This is a genomic window from Flavobacterium sp. (assembly GCF_041911335.1).
Classification (GTDB): domain Bacteria; phylum Bacteroidota; class Bacteroidia; order Flavobacteriales; family Flavobacteriaceae; genus Flavobacterium.
This window is the reverse complement of sequence record NZ_JAYRPD010000024.1, coordinates 1-19396: the sequence shown is the minus strand read 5'-3', so window position 1 is coordinate 19396 and position 19396 is coordinate 1. Positions and strand designations below refer to the sequence as shown.

General features: G+C 33.4%; 15 protein-coding genes, 1 tRNA gene and 1 rRNA gene. 4 read left to right on the top strand and 13 right to left on the bottom strand.

Going from position 1 to position 19396, the window contains the following annotated elements:
• Positions 1-5: 5 nt before the first annotated feature.
• From pdhA to porU, 4 genes are all read right to left on the bottom strand, one after another.
• Entirely contained in the window at positions 6-1004 is a 999-nt protein-coding gene (pdhA, locus tag ACE3PD_RS03005; protein ID WP_374399399.1) for a pyruvate dehydrogenase (acetyl-transferring) E1 component subunit alpha, read from the bottom strand.
• Between the two features lie 161 nt (positions 1005-1165).
• On the bottom strand, positions 1166-1645 hold the full coding sequence (locus tag ACE3PD_RS03000) for a cytidine deaminase (RefSeq protein ID WP_194095329.1): 480 nt from the start codon (positions 1643-1645) through the stop codon (positions 1166-1168).
• A gap of 66 nt (positions 1646-1711) precedes the next feature.
• On the bottom strand, positions 1712-2902 hold the full coding sequence (gene porV, locus ACE3PD_RS02995) for a type IX secretion system outer membrane channel protein PorV (protein WP_374399396.1): 1191 nt from the start codon (positions 2900-2902) through the stop codon (positions 1712-1714).
• A 39-nt stretch (positions 2903-2941) separates the two neighbouring features.
• Positions 2942-6814: a type IX secretion system sortase PorU gene (gene porU / locus ACE3PD_RS02990; protein WP_374399395.1), complete on the bottom strand. Its 3873-nt coding sequence runs from the start codon at positions 6812-6814 to the stop codon at positions 2942-2944.
• 211 nt (positions 6815-7025) lie between these two features.
• On the opposite strand from porU, the gene gldJ reads away from it, so the two are divergent.
• Positions 7026-8735 carry a gliding motility lipoprotein GldJ gene (gldJ, locus tag ACE3PD_RS02985; RefSeq protein ID WP_374399393.1) on the top strand — a complete coding sequence of 570 codons (1710 nt, stop codon included), beginning with the start codon at positions 7026-7028 and terminating at the stop codon, positions 8733-8735.
• 80 nt (positions 8736-8815) lie between these two features.
• Positions 8816-10102: a UDP-N-acetylmuramoyl-tripeptide--D-alanyl-D-alanine ligase gene (murF, locus tag ACE3PD_RS02980; protein ID WP_374399391.1), complete on the top strand. Its 1287-nt coding sequence runs from the start codon at positions 8816-8818 to the stop codon at positions 10100-10102.
• A 32-nt stretch (positions 10103-10134) separates the two neighbouring features.
• Here the strand turns inward: murF and ACE3PD_RS02975 are convergent.
• From ACE3PD_RS02975 to ACE3PD_RS02940, 8 genes are all read right to left on the bottom strand, one after another.
• A tRNA-Val gene (locus ACE3PD_RS02975) sits at positions 10135-10209 on the bottom strand.
• 82 nt (positions 10210-10291) lie between these two features.
• Positions 10292-11506 carry a folylpolyglutamate synthase/dihydrofolate synthase family protein gene (locus ACE3PD_RS02970; protein WP_374399389.1) on the bottom strand — a complete coding sequence of 405 codons (1215 nt, stop codon included), beginning with the start codon at positions 11504-11506 and terminating at the stop codon, positions 10292-10294.
• A gap of 14 nt (positions 11507-11520) precedes the next feature.
• Entirely contained in the window at positions 11521-12327 is an 807-nt protein-coding gene (locus tag ACE3PD_RS02965; protein WP_374399387.1) for an energy transducer TonB, read from the bottom strand.
• Positions 12328-12333: 6 nt separating this feature from the next.
• Positions 12334-12729 carry an ExbD/TolR family protein gene (locus ACE3PD_RS02960; RefSeq protein ID WP_374399385.1) on the bottom strand — a complete coding sequence of 132 codons (396 nt, stop codon included), beginning with the start codon at positions 12727-12729 and terminating at the stop codon, positions 12334-12336.
• Complete coding sequence (locus tag ACE3PD_RS02955; RefSeq protein WP_374399383.1) at positions 12729-13433, bottom strand: MotA/TolQ/ExbB proton channel family protein; 705 nt, start codon at positions 13431-13433, stop codon at positions 12729-12731. Before ACE3PD_RS02955 ends, ACE3PD_RS02960 begins: the two co-directional genes overlap by 1 nt.
• A gap of 53 nt (positions 13434-13486) precedes the next feature.
• Positions 13487-14854, bottom strand: a complete 1368-nt coding sequence (nhaD, locus tag ACE3PD_RS02950) for a sodium:proton antiporter NhaD (protein ID WP_374399381.1) — start codon at positions 14852-14854, stop codon at positions 13487-13489.
• 11 nt (positions 14855-14865) lie between these two features.
• Positions 14866-16092, bottom strand: a complete 1227-nt coding sequence (locus ACE3PD_RS02945) for a Glu/Leu/Phe/Val dehydrogenase dimerization domain-containing protein (protein ID WP_374399380.1) — start codon at positions 16090-16092, stop codon at positions 14866-14868.
• Positions 16093-16182: 90 nt separating this feature from the next.
• Complete coding sequence (locus ACE3PD_RS02940; protein WP_374399379.1) at positions 16183-17244, bottom strand: anhydro-N-acetylmuramic acid kinase; 1062 nt, start codon at positions 17242-17244, stop codon at positions 16183-16185.
• Positions 17245-17340: 96 nt separating this feature from the next.
• On the opposite strand from ACE3PD_RS02940, the gene ACE3PD_RS02935 reads away from it, so the two are divergent.
• Positions 17341-18480 carry an acyl-CoA dehydrogenase gene (locus tag ACE3PD_RS02935; RefSeq protein ID WP_291107900.1) on the top strand — a complete coding sequence of 380 codons (1140 nt, stop codon included), beginning with the start codon at positions 17341-17343 and terminating at the stop codon, positions 18478-18480.
• Positions 18481-18554: 74 nt separating this feature from the next.
• Entirely contained in the window at positions 18555-19190 is a 636-nt protein-coding gene (gene nth / locus ACE3PD_RS02930) for an endonuclease III (RefSeq protein ID WP_374399377.1), read from the top strand.
• 83 nt (positions 19191-19273) lie between these two features.
• Here the strand turns inward: nth and rrf are convergent.
• A 5S ribosomal RNA gene (rrf, locus tag ACE3PD_RS02925) occupies positions 19274-19383 on the bottom strand.
• Between the last annotated feature and the right edge of the window lie 13 nt (positions 19384-19396).

The following is a 19396-nucleotide window of genomic DNA, read 5'->3' as shown; positions in this document are numbered from 1 at the left end:
AGTTCTTATAATTTATGTGGAATGAAAGGATAATTTTCTTGTTCGTACACTACATCATATAACTGTTGTGCTTCTGGGAATGGAGATTCTTCAGCGAATTTCTCACATTCAGTCACTAAATCAGCTACTCTTTGATCAATTGCTTCGATTTCAGCTTCTGTAGCATAGTTATTTTCTTTAATAATATCTAAAACTTGAGTAATTGGGTCGATTTTTTTGTATTCTTCCACTTCCTCTTTCGTTCTGTATAATTGCGCATCAGACATAGAGTGTCCTCTGTAACGGTATGTTTTCATTTCTAAGAAAGTTGGTCCATCACCACGACGAGCTCTTTCCATTGCTTCGTGCATTGCTTCTGCTACTTTTACTGGATTCATTCCGTCAACTGGTCCACAAGGCATTTCGTAACCTAATCCAAGTTTCCAAATATCTGTGTGATTAGCAGTTCTTTCAACAGAAGTTCCCATCGCATATCCGTTATTTTCACAAATGAAAACCACTGGTAATTTCCAATTCATTGCCATATTAAAAGCTTCATGTAAAGAACCTTGACGTGCGGCACCATCACCAAAATAAGTTAAGGTAACACCTCCAGTTTCAAAATATTTATCTGCAAAAGCAATACCTGCTCCTACTGGAATTTGCGCTCCAACGATACCGTGTCCTCCATAAAAACCATGTTCTTTAGAGAAAATATGCATCGATCCACCCATACCTTTTGAAGTACCTGTTACTTTTCCGTACAATTCTGCCATAACTTTTCTTGGATCTACACCCATTCCAATTGGCTGAACGTGGTTACGGTAAGCGGTAATCATTTTATCTTTAGACAAGTCCATTGCATGTAAAGCTCCAGCTAAAACAGCTTCTTGCCCATTATATAAATGCAAAAATCCTCTAACTTTTTGTTGGATATAAACAGCGGCAAGTTTATCTTCAAACTTTCTCCAAAACAGCATATCTTCATACCATTTTAGGTAAACTTCTCTTGTAATTGGTTTCATTTTTGTTTGTTTTTTTAATACAATTGAATTGCGAAAGACTTTATTTATCAATCTCAATTTTACGAACAGCAAAAATACTACATAGAACCTGATTGAAAAAATTAAATTCTACGATTTTTGTATTTTTTATAACAAAATCGATAAAAAAAGTTACGAAATCGTTATAGATGATTCTTATCGAAAACTAATGGTAAGATATTTTTCAACGAATCTGATTTATAAATATCTCCTTTTGCTCCCATAAAGAAAATAGCGATTGGTGTATCTTGTTTGAACTCGTACTCAGCAATAGCTTGTCTACAGCTTCCACATGGCGGAATTGGCTCTTCCAAATCCCTATCTTGAGGAGATGCTGTGATAAACATTTTCACAATTTTTGCATTTGGATAAGTAGCTCCTGCATAATAAATAGCAACGCGCTCAGCACACAAACCTGAAGGATAAGCTGCATTTTCTTGATTCGAACCTTGAACTACGATTCCGTTATCTAAAAGAATGGCTGCTCCTACAGTAAATTTAGAATAAGGCGCATAGGCTTTACTTCTTGCTTCAAATGCTTGAGACATTAAACTTGTTTCTTCTTGCGATAATTCATCTTTTGATAATACCGAAATGGTAGTGTTTATTGAAATTTGCTTCATATGTTAGGAAAAAAAATCCAAATTCTAAAATAAGAATTTGGATTGTTTATTAATTTATTTTAAAAATTATAGTTCATCGTATTTATCACCAAAATTGAAAGTAAGCGAGAAACGTAATGTGTTTTCCAATGGGTTTTTAACTTTTGAGGCAGAGAACAAATACGACACATCGATTTTAACAATGTTGTATTTAAATCCAGCTCCTAAGGTAAAATACTTTCTTGCTCCTTTTAATTCATTTTCATTAAAATAACCCATTCGTAATGCAAATGAGTCTTGGTACCAATATTCAGCTCCTAAAGCCCATGTAAATTCTTTTAATTCTTCTGAGAAACCATCTGGCGCATCACCAAAAGATTTAAAAATACCACTAATCCAACTAGTTGTTCTATATTCTTCTCTTGCCTGATTAAAATCATCAACATCTACAACACCATCACCATTTACATCTTCACCACTATAAGTTGCTCCATTATACCCAACCTTAGGAGTTGGAACTAATAATTTTGTCACCTCAGCTGTTACTCCAATTTTGTTGTATTCATCAAAAATAAAATCAAAACCTCCACCTAAACGTAAGTTTGCTGGCAAGAAATTATCATTTAAATCATCTTTATCGTAGCTAATTTTAGGTCCTAAGTTTTGCAAATTAAAACCACCTCTCCATCTTCCGTTAAAATCATCATAGGCTATTTCTTCAGATTGATAATAAGCGGCAATATCTACTGCAAAAGTTGTAGCTGCTGAAACATCGTTATTTAAATCTGGAACTCTTAATGCTGAACGAATAAATCTTCCTCCAACTGCCATTGAAAAGCGCTCACTTAATTTTAATGAGTAAGAACCATCAATTGCCAATTCATTTGGATTAACTGTTCTTGGTGTATCATCAAACGAATTTCTCAATTCAATATCACCTAAACCAAAATAACGAAACGAACCTGCAAACGCACTACGCTCATTAATTTTATTATAGTATGTTAATTGACCCAACGAAATATCATTTGCAATACTTGCTAAATAAGGCGTATAACTTACTGAGAAACCTTGTTTATCTAACGAAAAAGCATATTTAGCTGGATTGTATTGTTGTGAAAAAGCATCCGCAGAAGTAGCTACACCCATATCAGCCATACCTGCAGAACGTGCATCAGCTGCTATAAGTAAGAATGGAACTCCAGTTGTAATAACTCGGTCTTGTGCTTTTGCATATTGACTAACCACCAAAACGGTTAATAATAAAGCAATTTTTTTCATTTTTTTCATTAATATTAATTTGACAAATATAGTATTTTATTACAGGATTACAAGTTTCTCATATTTTTCTGCAGATTTACCTGTCGTAGCTGATCTAACTGTGAGTTTGTAAACATAAACACCCTTACCAATTTTATCTCCAAAATCATCTCTTCCATCCCAAGTAACTTCTCTACACAAGAATCCGTCTGTAGTTACTTGTTGATTTATTGTTTTAACCAATTTCCCCGAAACTGTTAAAATTTGAACTTGAACATCTAAAGGCTCAAATGGCATATTATGATTGAACCAAAATTCGGTGTAACTCACGAATGGATTTGGGTAATTCAACACTTTTTCAATACGCAAACCGTCATCCGAACAAACTGCATTAAATTGAATTTCAGCCGTTACCAAATTATTATATACATCCCAAGCTTTGAACAAAATGGTATGCATGCCAGGCGTTAAATTTCGGAACGGAAATCGTAATCTTCCCGAAGTATAATCATCATTTTCCGTTTCATAATATTCATTCAACACGTATGGATTTGATTCATCTCCATCTAAAATAGCCACAATATCATGACCAATTCCACTTGCTGTATTAATCCCATTTTCATCCTCCAAAAAGGCCAACAATATTGGAGAACAATTTGTAATTCCACCCGAAACAAAACCTTCATCATTCATATGCAAACGAACCGTTGGCGGATTGCTGTCACTAGGAGCATTTACGTTAACCCCTCCTATTTGGATTGTTTTATCATAACCTGTTTGATTATCAAGATTTGGGACATCGCGTTTTGCATAAAAACTAATTTTACCATTTCCAACCGGAACTCTAATATCTTGAGGCACCACAAAACTAAACTCAAACTGACCATTTACAACAGATGCATTTCCTCTAAAAACAGTTTCTCCTAAAGTAACAAAATTCATAGTTATCAAACCGCTTGAATTCGTCACACCGTTATTTCCAAGTGTTGTACGATTGATGTCTTTATCAAAAATCTGAACCGCTAAATCACCATTATAGTTTGACATCAATACATCATTTTCATCTCTTACCTCACCATTAATTTTTGTCAAACTAAGCGCTTGAAGCACCGGTAATGGTTGACTTGTAGGAACATCATTTACCTTTGTTAAAACTACTCTCGGTCTTGGAATTGCCAACTTTAATGCCGGATCTCCAATAAAAAATACAACTCTTCTATTATCTGAACCTGTGTCTAATTTTGTTAAACGCAAAGCTTCGGCAATCGTCGGATAATTATTGGAACCAAAAGCATACAAATCTTCACTCAATAAATTATTCATCACAAACCCTGTTGTAACTCCAATTTGACGCGTAGTTGCAATTAAACCAATAGCGCCTCCACTCTTATTCCAATACATATATTCACCACCAGTAAAACGGTTTGGATCATCAAAACGTGTAAATTCACAAGTTATTGTGATAAAAAGCGGATATCGGTATCGATTGGTTAAATTTTGAGCATCTAATTTTTCAAACAAACGTTCTCTTGCTAATGATTCTTCGTTTCCATGTCCAAAATAATTAAACACTAACGATCCTTGCTCTAAGGCATCTAAGAAATCATTTTTAGCCTCAGGATAACGCTCACCACCAGCGGCTACTTGCTGAATATAGGCATCGGTATGTATTTTTTTTACATTAACAAAAGGCTTTTGAGCAGTAAGTGTATTTGCTAAATTGTCTAACCCAAATTGCAACGTTGCATCGGTATCATTATCAGCATCATCAGAATAAATAACATAATTATTTCGCCATCTACCATAAGATTTCTCATCATAATACTCTACAACTTTATCCACCATTTCTTTTGCCTGATTCAAATTAGAAACCAACATACGTCCAACAGCAATATCAATACCATCAAAACCTCCTAACATTTGCCCTTCTCCAGCATCCATTAAACCAAAAAAGTCGTCAGACATAAAAGACGAATACAAGGACATGTTGGAAATATTATTAATGTCAGAAGAAAAAGGATTAAACCCATGAAAAACAGGAACAATGTTAGTGTTACTAAAAAGTCTGCTTTTGTAGTCATAAGAAGCATCTCCAAACAAATTAACATACTTCACTCTTTTATCAGGAGCAGAAGCATTCCAATAGACATACTTAATTAAATTACGAATAGCCGCTATATCTTGTTTACCGGATGAAAATTCTTGATAGATTTTTTCTAATGTAACAACACGAACACTTAATCCAGAATTATTTCTATGAAAATCAGCCAAACGTTCTGCTTGAGTAATTAAGAATTGAGGAGTTATGATTAAATAATCGATATCTTGAAAATTACCTTGATTATTATTAAAAATTGTACCTTTTAAATTTTGGTTTTGAACCACACTATTTCCTTCTTTTAAAGGAGTATAAGTATCTGACAAATCAAGCGCTACATACTTTTTCTGATTACCAAGATTTACCTTGAAGGCAAAAGTAGCTCCAGAAGTATTTTCGTATTTGATCACATTTGATAAATCCGTCACATCCCAAACCTGTGGAATATTAGTAGCAGATGTAATTGTATATTGCCCAATTCCAACATTACTCAATTCGTCATTATTGAAAAAGGAAAACTGCTTACCATAACCGACCAAATTTCGCTTTGAAGAAATTTTGATAAAATCTAAATACCCATTCGAACTAGGAACGCCACCATTATTATAAGTTAATTTAAGACTAATAGTATTTGAAGACAAAGAAATAGTATTATTAATTGCCGACTCATAACCTTCAACACCACTAAAAGCAACTAATGCTGGAAAGTTTATGGTTCCAAAATCCTGATTATTCACCTTACAAGCAAATGAAGAATTTCCAAAAGATTTTGATGCCGTGTTTACATAAATAGAAACAGGAGTAATGTTATCAAGATTAGGAATTGTAAAATCAAAAGTTTGTTCATTTGTAATATTGAATTGTTCACCAAACCATCTTCTACCTACTTTACCAACGTTTACCAGGTCCTTCTCATAATATAAAACATCATCAAATTTAGAAAAAGTAAAAGTTGGTGCTCCTGATGGCTCTGTGGCTAATTGAATTCTTTTACTTGCGCCACCTGAAGAAGTAACATAATAATACGATTTATCTGCAAACAAATTTAAACTTGTCAAACTTTCTGTATTCCATGTATCTATTCCTTCAGCATAAAATAAAATATAGTCATTGTTATCAAAAACACCGTCATCTTCACCCGAAAACTGAATGGCATTTTCCACTAAATCATCCGAATAAGACAAGGAATTATTCAAAGGCAACATTCTTCCTCCATTTCCATAAATCTTGATATTTCTTGGATCTACATTTACATTGAAACCTAAACTTTGAAGAAACGATTTCGAAATTTTATAAATACCAGATTTCTCAACATAAAAACGATACCAACTTCCTGTAGCCAAAACAGAATTAGAAATCGATTGGACAAAATTTGAACTTTGATTTCTGCTTGACAAATTGTTTTGGTAAGAATAAGAAAAAGACAGGATTTTTTTATAAACGCCACCTTCTTTTATGATAGGACTTACAATCAACAATCCTTTATAATCATCGCGAGCACGAACAACTTCTAAAGAAGCTTGAATTTTATTTGGAATTAAAGATTTATTTAAATCGTAAAGCTCAGCTTCTTGAATAGTTTGATACATCAAATTTGAAATAACAAGACTTGAAGAATTAGTGGCAGCTGAAACAGAAACAATCTTTCTAAACTGAATTTTCTTCAAAGGAATATCCAAATTATAAAACTCTAAATCAAACTGCGGAACTTTAATAGTAGTTTCACCTATATTATAATCTGAATTCGATTTCCAATTAATCGTAACTTTTTCCGATTGCTGAGCAGTAGCAAACGCAAAATAAAATAAAAACAAAAATAATAGAGTCTTTTTCATCAGCAATAAAACGCAAATAACATATATATATTACAAAGAGAAAAAAAATATTCATTTTATTCTAATTTTTTATAATAAAACTTAGCATAAAACGTTGTAAGAGAAATGATTTTAACATAGAATTATTTTTTTTTTACAAAATTTTAAAAACATGTTGCATTTTAATTCATTATTATTATCTTGCGACACTAAAATTATTACCTACTAAAGTATGAAAATTAAGAAAATTATGGCTTTAAAAGTGTTAGTGGTATTAGCACTGGCATTAGGTTTTACGGGTTGTAGCAAAAAAGGAAGCACCAAAGGTGGTTCTACTGCTACGGGATGGAAAATCAATGACAAAAAAGGTGGATTTCAGTTTAACGACAAGTTTAAACAACAAGAAACACCTCCAGGAATGATTTCGGTAGAGGGTGGTACTTTTACAATGGGTAAAGTACAAGACGATGTTATGCATGATTGGAATAACTCTCCAAATCAACAACACGTACAATCATTTTTCATGGATGAAACAGAAGTTACAAACAAAATGTATTCTGAATACTTATTTTGGGTAAAAACTGTATTTCCTCCAACAGAAGAAAATTACAAACACATCTACAACGGAGCAATTCCAGATACTTTAGTATGGAGAAATCGCTTAGGATACAACGAAACGATGACTAATAACTACTTAAGACATCCTGCTTATGCAGATTACCCAGTAGTAGGAGTTAACTGGATTCAAGCAGTTGAATTTAGCAAATGGAGAACTGAACGTGTAAATGAAAATATTTTAGAGCGTGAAGGTTATCTTAAAAAAGACAACAAAATCAAATTAGGTTCTGATGTAACTGCTGAAAACTCATTTAGTACTGAAACTTATATCAATACTCCATCAAAAGCTTTTGGTGGTAATGAAGAAGTTGTATTGAAAAAAGAAATGGGTAAAGGTAGAAGACAAGCTGCAGATACTGCTAAAAACGTTTATGCTCAAAGAAGTTCAGGTTTAATTTTACCTGAATACAGATTACCAACAGAAGCTGAGTGGGAATATGCTGCTACTGCTTTAGTTGGAAATAGAGAATACAATATCTACAAAGGACAAAAGAAATACCCTTGGAGTGGACAATATACTCGTTCTGCTAAAAGACAATATAGAGGTGACCAATTAGCTAACTTCAAACAAGGAAAAGGAGACTACGGAGGAATTGCTGGATGGTCTGATGACGGTGCAGATATTACTAACAAAGTAAAAAGTTATGCACCAAATGATTTCGGATTGTACGATATGGCAGGTAACGTAGCTGAATGGGTACAAGACGTTTATAGACCAATGGTAGATGATGAAGCAAATGACTTTAACTACTTCAGAGGTAACGTTTATACAAAAAACAAAATTGGAGAAGATGGAGTTGTTGAATTAGTAACTTCTGACAACATCACTTACGATACTTTAAGTAACGGTAGAATTATGGCTAGAAATTTCCCTGGTCAAATTGCTCAAGTTCCTGTTGATGAAAACGAAACTTATTTAAGAACACAATTCTCTACTTCTGATAACAGAAACTATAGAGATGGTGATAGACAATCTACTCGTTTCTACAAATTCAATGATTCTGAAGAAGGAGAACAAGCAGGTGGTGAAGAGAAATTCAGAATGTACGAAGCTCCTAAACACTCTATCACTGCTGATAGTTTAGGTAATATGGTAAAAAAATACGACACCAAAAATAACGACAAGAGAACTACTTTAGTAGATGACAACGTTAGAGTTTACAAAGGTGGTTCATGGAGAGATAGAGCTTACTGGTTAGACCCAGCTTCAAGAAGATTCTTCCCTCAAGATATGGCAACTGATTACATCGGATTTAGATGTGCGATGTCTAAAGTAGGTCCTAAGTCAAACAAAAAGACTCCTAGAGGAAATCCTAAAAAATAATTTTCATACAAAATACTTTAAAAAGCCCTTTCAAACGAAAGGGCTTTTTTTTATCTTCGTTTCAATTTAATAAAACTTATATGACAACAATTGCAAATTTACATTCTTTATTTTTAGAGTGTTCAAGTGTTTCAACAGATACGCGTAAAATTGAAAAAAACTCTTTATTCGTTGCATTAAAAGGCGATAATTTTGATGCCAACACTTTTGCAAAAGAAGCATTAGAAAAAGGAGCAAAATATGTGGTAATAGACAATCCAACTTATCTAATTGACAATCGTACTTTACTAGTAAAAGATTCGCTAATTGCCTTACAAGAATTGGCTAAATATCACAGAACTTTTTTAGGATTACCAATCATAGCTTTAACAGGCAGCAATGGCAAAACCACTACAAAAGAATTAATCCACGCAGTTCTTTCTAAAAAATACAATACTCTTGCTACAATTGGCAATTTAAATAACCATATAGGTGTTCCTCTTACCCTATTACGATTTACCAAAGAAACTGAAATTGGGATTGTTGAAATGGGAGCAAACCATCAAAAAGAAATTGAATTTCTTTGTCAAATTGCACAACCTGATTATGGTTATATAACAAATTTTGGAAAGGCACATCTAGAAGGATTTGGCGGAGTTGAAGGAGTAATTAAGGGTAAAAGTGAAATGTATGATTATCTTAGAGGCAATAACAAGATGGTTTTTGTTAATGTAAATGATTCGATACAAAATGAAAAATCAACCAATATTAAACGGTTTAGTTTCTCTTTAAATAATTCAACTGCAGATGTGAAAATTTCAACTATTGAAGTAAATCCGATGGTGAAAATAATATTCAACAATCAAACTGTACAATCCCACCTCATTGGAATTTATAATGCTAACAATATTAATGCTGCTATTACAATAGGAAATTATTTCAAAGTTTCTGATGAATTAATTAAAGAAGCAATTGAAAACTACATTCCAGAAAACAACCGCTCTCAATTAATACAAAAAAATGGAAATGAAATAATTTTAGATGCTTACAATGCTAATCCAAGTAGTATGGCTGCTGCAATTGCTAACTTTATACAGTTAGAAAAAAAGAACAAAATTGCCATTCTTGGCGACATGTTTGAGTTAGGGGAAGAGAGTCACAATGAGCACGAGAAAATTGTAGATTTACTAATTAATGAAACTTCAATAACTACTTATTTTATTGGGAAAGATTTTTATGCAAACCAAACATCAAACACACATTTAAAATTCTTCGAAAATTTTGAAAATTTTGCAGCTTTTTTAAAGACAAATCTTCCAAATAATAATTTACTATTAATAAAAGGATCAAGAGGAATGGCATTAGAAAAAACTTTAGATTTGATATAAAAAAAAAGCACTTCATTTGAAGTGCTTTTTTGTGGGCGATGAGGGGTTCGAACCCCCGACCCCCTCGGTGTAAACGAGGTGCTCTGAACCAGCTGAGCTAATCGCCCCAATAAATTACTTTACTATTACCGTATTGCGAGTGCAAATATACAAGGATTATTTGTTTCTGCAAGCGTTTTATAAAAAAAATTAAACAATTTCTGCCACCACAAAAGTACTTCCACCAATATAAATAAAATCCGATTTTTTAGCCAATTGCATTGACGTCTCATAAGCTTCTGAAACAGAATTAAATGCATCACCAATCAATTCAAAAGCAGCTGCTTTTTCCTGTAAAATTTTAGCGTCTAATCCTCTTGGAACATTTGGCTTACAAAAAAAATATTTTGCATTTTTAGGAAACAAAGGCAAAATACTTTCCAAATCTTTATCATTTACAACACCTAAAACAAAATGCAATGTATCAAAATGGTGCTTTTGAATTTGATTTAAAACAATTTTCAAACCATGACTATTATGTGCAGTATCGCAAACCACAAATGGCTCTTTATTTAATATTTGCCATCTACCTAATAATCCCGTATTCTCAACAACATGCTTAAACCCAAGTTTAATATGTTGTTCTTCTATTTTAAAATGTGTTTGAAGAAGTTGAATCGTTTGTAGAACAGTTTTCTTGTTATGAAACTGATAATCTCCTAACAAACCACACTCATACAGTACTTCTGAATTATCCGATGCAAAATAAATAGGTGCGTTTTCAGATTTTGATTTTGAAATAAACACTGGTTTTGTTTCTTCTGTAAATTCTCCAATTACAACAGGAACATTTGGTTTTATAATCCCAGCTTTTTCAGCAGCAATTTTCGGCAATGTATCTCCTAAAAATTGAGTGTGATCAAAACCGATGTTGGTTATCACAGAAACTAAAGGTGTAATCACATTGGTAGAATCAAGTCTTCCTCCCATTCCAACTTCAATAATAGCCACATCTACTTTTTCAGTTGCAAAATAATCAAATGCCAAACCTACAGTCATTTCAAAAAAGCTAAGTTGATTTGATTCGAAAAAAGACTTGTTTTGAGCTACAAAATTAACCACATATTCTTCCGAAATCATTTCGCCATTAATTCGGATACGTTCACGAAAATCTTTTAAATGAGGAGAAGTATACAATCCAACATTATAACCTGCTTCTTGAAGTATAGAAGCAATCATTGAAGACGTTGAACCTTTTCCATTGGTTCCGGCTACATGAACCGATTTGAATTTAGTTTCAGGATGATTGAGATGTTCAACTAAGAGCAATGTATTTGTTAAGTCCTTCTTATAAGCAGAAGCACCTTGCATTTGAAACATAGGTAACTGGTTAAACAACCACTTTGTAGTTTCTTGATATGTCATTCTAAATGAATATTTTATTCACCAACTTGGAAATTTACTACAACAAACCCAATTTGAGTTTCTGGAGCATTGGCATCAGGCTGCCATTTGAACGTTTTTGCAGTTTCTAAAGCTGGATTAACTAAACAAGGATTCGTATTTGTAGTCCCTTGAGAACGCTCGGCCTTAATAACATTCCCTTGACGATTTACCCAAATTTTCACTACTACTTTACCAGATTCATTACAATCTTGAATTTTCTTGCTATTACCCGACAATTTTCTTCCAGCCAATCCCCAACCAGTTCCCTTTCCGGTTCCTATTCCATCGCCAGTTCCACTACCGTAAAAGCTATTAGCATATAAACTTCCGTTAGGATTTCCTTTATCGCCACCTTCGTCATCAGGACCATGCCCATCTTGTTTAGTTCCATCTTGCTTTGGACCTTTTATAATACTATTCAAAGCACTATTACTAGGTTTTGTTGGTTTGGTTTCAGTTGGTTTGGTTACAGGTTTTGTTTCTGTAGGCTTTGTAACCGGTTTAGTCTTTTCTTTTTTAGGAAGTGTAATTGGTGCTTCATCCTCTTGCGTTAAAACATCATCTTCTTCAGCTGGAACAGGCTTTGATTGTGCTTGCTCAGGAGCCGATTGAATAGGCTCTGTTGGTTGAATTTCTCCACTACCGGTTTCACTAGTTCCAAAGTTAACTGCAATACCGTTTTCTGGCGGGGGATCCATATAGGTTAATCCGAAAATAGTAAACAACAGAAAAAGTATCACAAAAATAACCGATGTTATTGTGAATGATTTTTTCTCCTCTGGTGTTTCTAAAAATTTCATTTAGGTTTATTTTGGATTAACAGCCACTACTATTTTAATTTGATTGCGATACGCAATATCCATCACTTTTACCACTTTTTCGTGCGGAACTGATTTTTCGGCACGCAATACAATAGCCTTATTTTCAGAATTAGCAAACAACGCCAATAATTGGTTTTCCAAATCAGCTTCGTTCACTTTATCTTTATCAATAAAAAAGTTCAAATCTTTATCTATACTTACAGAAGTACTTTTATTACTATCTGTTTTCCCTTTAGCCTTTGGCAACACTAAATCTAAAGCATTAGTAGTCACCATTGTAGAAGTAAGCATAAAAAAGATTAACAACAAGAACACAATATCGGTCATAGATGACATATTGAATTCTGTTGACACTTTATTTCTTGTTTTTCCTAATTTCATTATACGGGCTCGTTTAATAAGTCTAAGAAATCAACCGCATTCGCTTCCATTTGGTTTACCACTTTATTTGTTCTTACCACCAAGTGATTATATCCTACATAAGCGATAATACCAACAACTAAACCAACTACGGTTGTAGTCATTGCTGTATAAATTCCTTCAGCTAAAGCACCAACTTCAATTTGTCCACCACCACTAGCCATTTCATGAAACGCAAGAATCATACCAAGAACCGTTCCAAGAAAACCAATCATAGGACCAGCTCCAGAAATGGTTGCTAACATACTGGTATTTTTTTCCAGTTTATATAACTCTAAATTACCTGCGTTTTCAATTGCTGTGTTGATGTCTTCCAAAGGTTTTCCAATACGAGATATTCCTTTTTCAATTAATCGTGCTACAGGCGAATTGGTTTGAGCACACAACATTTTAGCTGCGTCTATTTTTCCCGACATTATGTTCATTTTGATGTTATTCATAAAATTAGCATCAATTTTTGAAGCTTTGTTTATCGCCATTAATCGTTCAAAATACAAGAACAATGCAGCAAACAAAAGTGCAAAAAGCACAATCATAATAACTTGCCCTCCTATTCCACCACTTGTAAGTAAACTCCAAACAGAAAGTGTTTTTTCTGTTGGTTGTGCTTCAGTAGCAACTTGACTAGCTATAGCTAAACTATCGGCTTGAAGAAATAAACCCATAAATAATTATTTAATTTGAATTAAAAACGCAGATAAAATCTAAATATTGTTTTTTAATGAGCATTCAATAAAAAATCTCTCAAAAGAATGAAAACCGCGCTACCTGCTAAAAATCCAAGTAGAGCAAGACCTCCAATTTTTTTAAGATACCAAAAGAAATCTATTTTTTCCATTCCCATGGCTACTACACCAGCTGCAGAACCAATCACTAAAATACTTCCTCCTGTTCCCGCTGCATAAGCAATAAAATGCCATTCTGGAGCATCCAATCCCATAGAAAACATTCCAATACTTGCTGCAACTAAAGGCACATTATCAATTACGGCTGAACCAGCACCTAAAAGTATAACTACTAAGTCAGACAACACTGTTGTTCCATGCTCAGTTCCTAACATTGGGACACCTTTTTCTAATACTCCAGCAAATTCATACAACATTCCTAAAGATTCTAAAGCAGCAACTGCCATTAAAATACCTAAGAAAAATAAAATACTTGGCATTTCAATTTTAGAAAGTGACTTATGAACTGGACTATGCTGAGGATCATTAACACCATGACCTGATGTTTCTCCAGCTATTGAAAATTCATTGTTACTTAAATATTCCGCAACTGCTGAAATAACCGCTAACGAAAGCATCATTCCAACATAAGGAGGTAAGTGCGTAAACGTTTTAAATATAGGCACAAATAAAATCCCAGCTAATCCTAAATAAAACATAGTCGCTCCATATTTTGATTTAGGAGAATTATCTTCACTTAAGTCACTATCGATATGTCCTTTAAAAATTTTCATTTTAGACGCAATCAATGATGGAATTGCATAACATGCAATAGATGGTAATAATACGTGTGCAATAAGTTGAGCTGGTGTTACTTTATTTGCAATCCAAAGCATTGTTGTAGTCACATCACCAATTGGTGACCAAGCACCACCTGCATTAGCAGCAATCACAATTAATCCTGCAAACCACAAACGAATTTCTCTGTCTTTGATGATTTTTTGAAGAATAGTAATTAAAACAATTGTAGCAGTTAAGTTGTCAATAATTGCAGATAAAACAAAAGCTAAAGTTGTGAATAACCACAAAAGTTTTGTTTTACTTTTTGTCTTAATAAACGTCTTGATCGTTGAAAAACCATCAAAATAATCAATAATTTCAACAATTGTCATTGCTCCCATCAAGAAAAACAAAATCTCTGCTGTTTTACCTAAATGATGCAATAACACACTTTCAATATGGTGACTTTCTTTACCTACACCTGGAATAATTTCAAAAACCTCCATGTGGTTTACAGCAATTAAAGCCCATAAAATAGCCATCATTCCTAATGCTGGAATCAATTTATCAACTTTTACGCTGTGTTCAAAAGCAATCCCTAAGTATCCTAAAATAAAGACCGCAATAATTACTATTTCCATTATTAATTAAATTATACAAGTTGTTTTAAAGCAATTTCAAAAGCAGTCGCGCTGATATTCTTCTTATCAGCATTTAAAGCATGTGCTTTTTGAATTGCATTTTTTATTGTGTTTGAAGTATCTGAGAAAATAGCTTCGTCTGTCATTTGTACTTTTTTCTCCATGAAATAAGCAAAAACTCTAGCCATTCCGCAGTTTGCGATGAAGTCAGGAATTAAACTTACTTTTTTATCGGTTTCTTCCATAATAGGTCCGAAGAAAATCTCTTTATCCGCAAACGGAACATTAGCACCACTTGAAATTACTTCCAATCCAGATGCAATCATACTATCAACTTGTTCCTTAGTAACCAATCTTGAAGCCGCACATGGAGCAAAAACTTGTGCACCCATTGACCAAATCTTTTCATTGATTTCAGCAAAAGGAATCATGTTGTCAGCTACTAATTTATTTCCGTCTTTGTTTAAGAATAACGTTTTGATTTCTCCAAATGAGAATCCGTTTTCGTTGATAACACCACCATCTCTATCGATGATTCCAACCACTTTTGCTCCCATTTGCGCTAAATAAAAAGCCGCTGCTGAACCTACATTTCCAAAACCTTGAACGATTGCTTTCTTCCCTTTAACATCACCACCATAAATAGTATAATAATTACGAACTGCTTCTGCAACTCCATATCCAGTAATCATATCTGCTACTGTATATTTTCTATTTACATCTGGAGAGAAATTTGGATTTTCAATTACTTTGATAACTCCCTGACGTAATTGTCCAATTCTGTTGATTTTATCGGCTTCTGTTGGTTTAAAGTGACCGTTAAAAACACCTTCTTGTGGATGCCAAACACCACAATCTTCAGTCATTGGAATTACTTCGTGAATTTCATCTACATTCAAATCACCACCAGTTCCGTAGTAATTTTTTAATAATGGAGAAACGGCTTTATACCATCTTTCTAAAACACCTTTTTTTCTTGGATCGTTTGGGTCAAAATTAATTCCTGATTTAGCACCACCAATTGCTGGTCCTGAAACTGAAAACTTAACTTCCATAGTTTTTGCTAAAGAAAGTACTTCGTTCATATCTAATCCCTTACGCATACGAGTACCACCTCCAGCAGCACCACCTCTTAACGAGTTAATTACCGTCCATCCTTCTGCATCTGTTTCAGGGTCTTTCCAATTAAATACTATTTCTGGTTCTTTGTTTTCAAATTTCTTTAATAAATCTTTCATTGTGTTGGTTAAATTTTATTCGTTTTACAAATATACATAATCTGTTTAAGCACTAAAGCCTAAACTCCATTTTTTAGTTTTTTATAACATTTACATAAAGACTACTCCAGAGGAATGGTTTTTACTAGCTCCTGTTACTGAGGACAACACATTAACTTCATCTCTTAATCGTAAAACACCCAAAAATCCAAAAATCAGGGCTTCTTTAAATTGAATGGTTTTATCATCAGGAATTATCACCTCAGTTGTAGGTAAATAATTACGCAATCTCTCAATTAAAAATCGATTATAAGCGCCTCCTCCAGTTATAAATAATTTTGCATTTGGCTTTGAACAAATCTTCGCAATTTGACTGGCAATATGTTCCACAAATGTGCGAAGTTTGTCTTTTACATCAATTGAAAACGAGTTTATAAAAGGAAAAATATTCGCGTTTACAAATTCCATTCCCAATGATTTTGGATAAGGCAAAGCATAAAATTCTAACTCATTCAATTGCTTCAATAAGTCTTGATTTATGTTTCCAGATTTAGCAAAATTTCCTTCACCGTCATAAGGAAAACCTAAATCATTCGCGTAAAAATTCAAAACCGTATTTACAGGCGAAATATCAAAAGCAATCCGTCTTCCATTTTCATTAAAAGAAACATTCGAAAACCCACCTAAATTCAAACAATAATCATATTCGGAAAAAAGCAATTCATCCCCAATCGGAACCAAAGGCGCACCTTGACCTCCTAATTGCACATCTTGCACTCTAAAATCACAAACAATCGTTTGATTGACTAAATCCCGAATCATCGGAAGATTTCCTATTTGAAGTGTAAATCCGTTTTGAGGTTGATGCAAAATCGTGTGACCATGACTACAAACGGCATCGATTTCAGTAAGTTGATGTTTAGAAATAAATTCAGAAATTATCGATGATAAAAGTTTTGTATAGTCGATACTCAATTCTTCTAATTCAGTCGGATTGAAATGAATCGCGTTTTTCAATTTGTTAAGCCATTCTTCCGAGTACGAAACAGTTTCGGATTGAAAAATTTCAAACGTCCAACGACCTGAATTATTGAATTTTATGTAAGCCAAATCGACTCCATCTAACGATGTGCCCGACATAACTCCGATAACGTTGTAGTTTTCTTTAAACATGGGTTAAAATTACAAATTGTTATTGAAAATTTGGTAATTAATCTTTACATTTGATTCCTGAAATTACAAAATAATCAAACATTACATCTAAATAATATGGATTTTAAATTAACCGAAGAGCATTTAATGATTCAGCAAGCTGCTAGAGATTTTGCTCAAACAGAATTATTACCTGGAGTTATTGAAAGAGACGAACATTCAAAATTCCCAACAGAACAAGTAAAAATGATGGGAGAACTTGGGTTCTTAGGAATGATGGTTGATCCAAAATACGGTGGTGCTGGATTAGATAGTTTATCATATGTTTTAGCAATGGAAGAAATTGCTAAAGTTGATGCTTCTGCAGCGGTTATCATGTCAGTAAATAACTCATTAGTTTGTGCTGGTTTAGAAAAATATGGTTCAGAAGAACAAAAAGTAAAATATTTAACTCCGTTAGCAAAAGGTGAAGTAATCGGGGCTTTCTGTTTATCAGAACCAGAAGCAGGTTCAGATGCTACTTCGCAAAGAACAACTGCTATCGATATGGGCGACCATTATTTAGTAAACGGAACTAAAAACTGGATTACTAATGGTGGAAATGCTTCAACCTATTTAGTAATTGCTCAAACCGATGCTTCAAAAGGACACAAAGGAATCAACGTTCTTATCGTAGAAAAAGGAATGCCAGGTTTCGAAGTAGGTCCGAAAGAGAAAAAAATGGGAATCCGTGGATCTGATACACATACTTTATTATTTAATGATGTAAAAGTTCCTAAAGAAAATAGAATTGGTGCTGACGGATTTGGATTTGCTTTCGCGATGTCAACATTAAACGGAGGAAGAATTGGAATTGCATCTCAAGCTTTAGGTATTGCGCAAGGAGCTTATGAATTAGCATTGAAATATTCACAAGAGCGTGTTGCCTTCGGAAAACCAATTTTTAATCACCAAGCTATTGCTTTCAAATTAGCGGATATGCACGTAAAAATCACATGTGCTAGATTGTTAATTCACAAAGCAGCTACCGAAAAAGATAATGGTGAAGATATTGCACATTCGGGTGCCATGGCTAAATTATACGCTTCAGAAATTGCACTAGAAGTAGCAAACGAAGCCGTACAAATTCACGGTGGAAATGGTTACGTAAGCGAGTACCACGTAGAAAGAATGATGCGTGATGCAAAAATCACTCAAATTTACGAAGGAACTTCAGAAATTCAAAGAATTGTAATTTCAAGAGGTTTAGTAAAATAGTCTAAAATAAATAATTTACTAAAGGAGTTCAACTTAATTGCTGAACTCCTTTTTTTATTACCTTTAAAATAAAAATGCTATTTGAAAATTGGAAAGAGAATCTAGAACCATTAATTGATAAATATAAAGGAAGAAAGCATCCTCTAAACTATAACAATACCTATCAATTACTGATAATGGTGATTTTATCTGCTCAAGATTCGGATGCAAATATTAACAATATCACTATTCCGTTTTTTGAAAAATTTCCAAATTTGGAAAGTATATCAAATTCAAACATTGAAGAGATAACATCTTACTTTACAAAAGTTAAAAATTATCCAACAAAAACAACTTGGATATATGAATTAGCCAAACTTTTAAAAACGGATAATAATATTCCAACAAATTTAACCGAATTAATTACTTTGAAAGGTATTGGAAGAAAATCTGCGAATGTAATATTGAGAGAAACCAATCAAAAAACAGAAGGCATAATAGTTGATTTACATGTCATTAGAGTTGCACCAAGAATTGGATTAACACCAAAATATGAAGATGGAAATAAAATCGAAAAACTATTAATGCAACAACTCCCTTATGAAATTTGGAACGAAATAGGAATGGCTTTCTCATTTTTAGGTAGAGAAATTTGCCGACCAACAAATCCAAAATGTGATGATTGCCCGATAAATATGCATTGTAACTATTTTAAAAACTTAAACCAATAAAAAAAAACAATCTATTGAGTTCGTTGTTTCAAAAATTATACAAAACAAAAAACCCCTCATCGAATGATGAAGGGTTTTCAAAAGAAAGGCGGCGACATACTCTCCCACATAACTGCAGTACCATCTGCGCAGTCGGGCTTAACTTCTCTGTTCGGAATGGGAAGAGGTGAGCCCCGACGCAATAACCACCTTAAGAGGTTAAATTG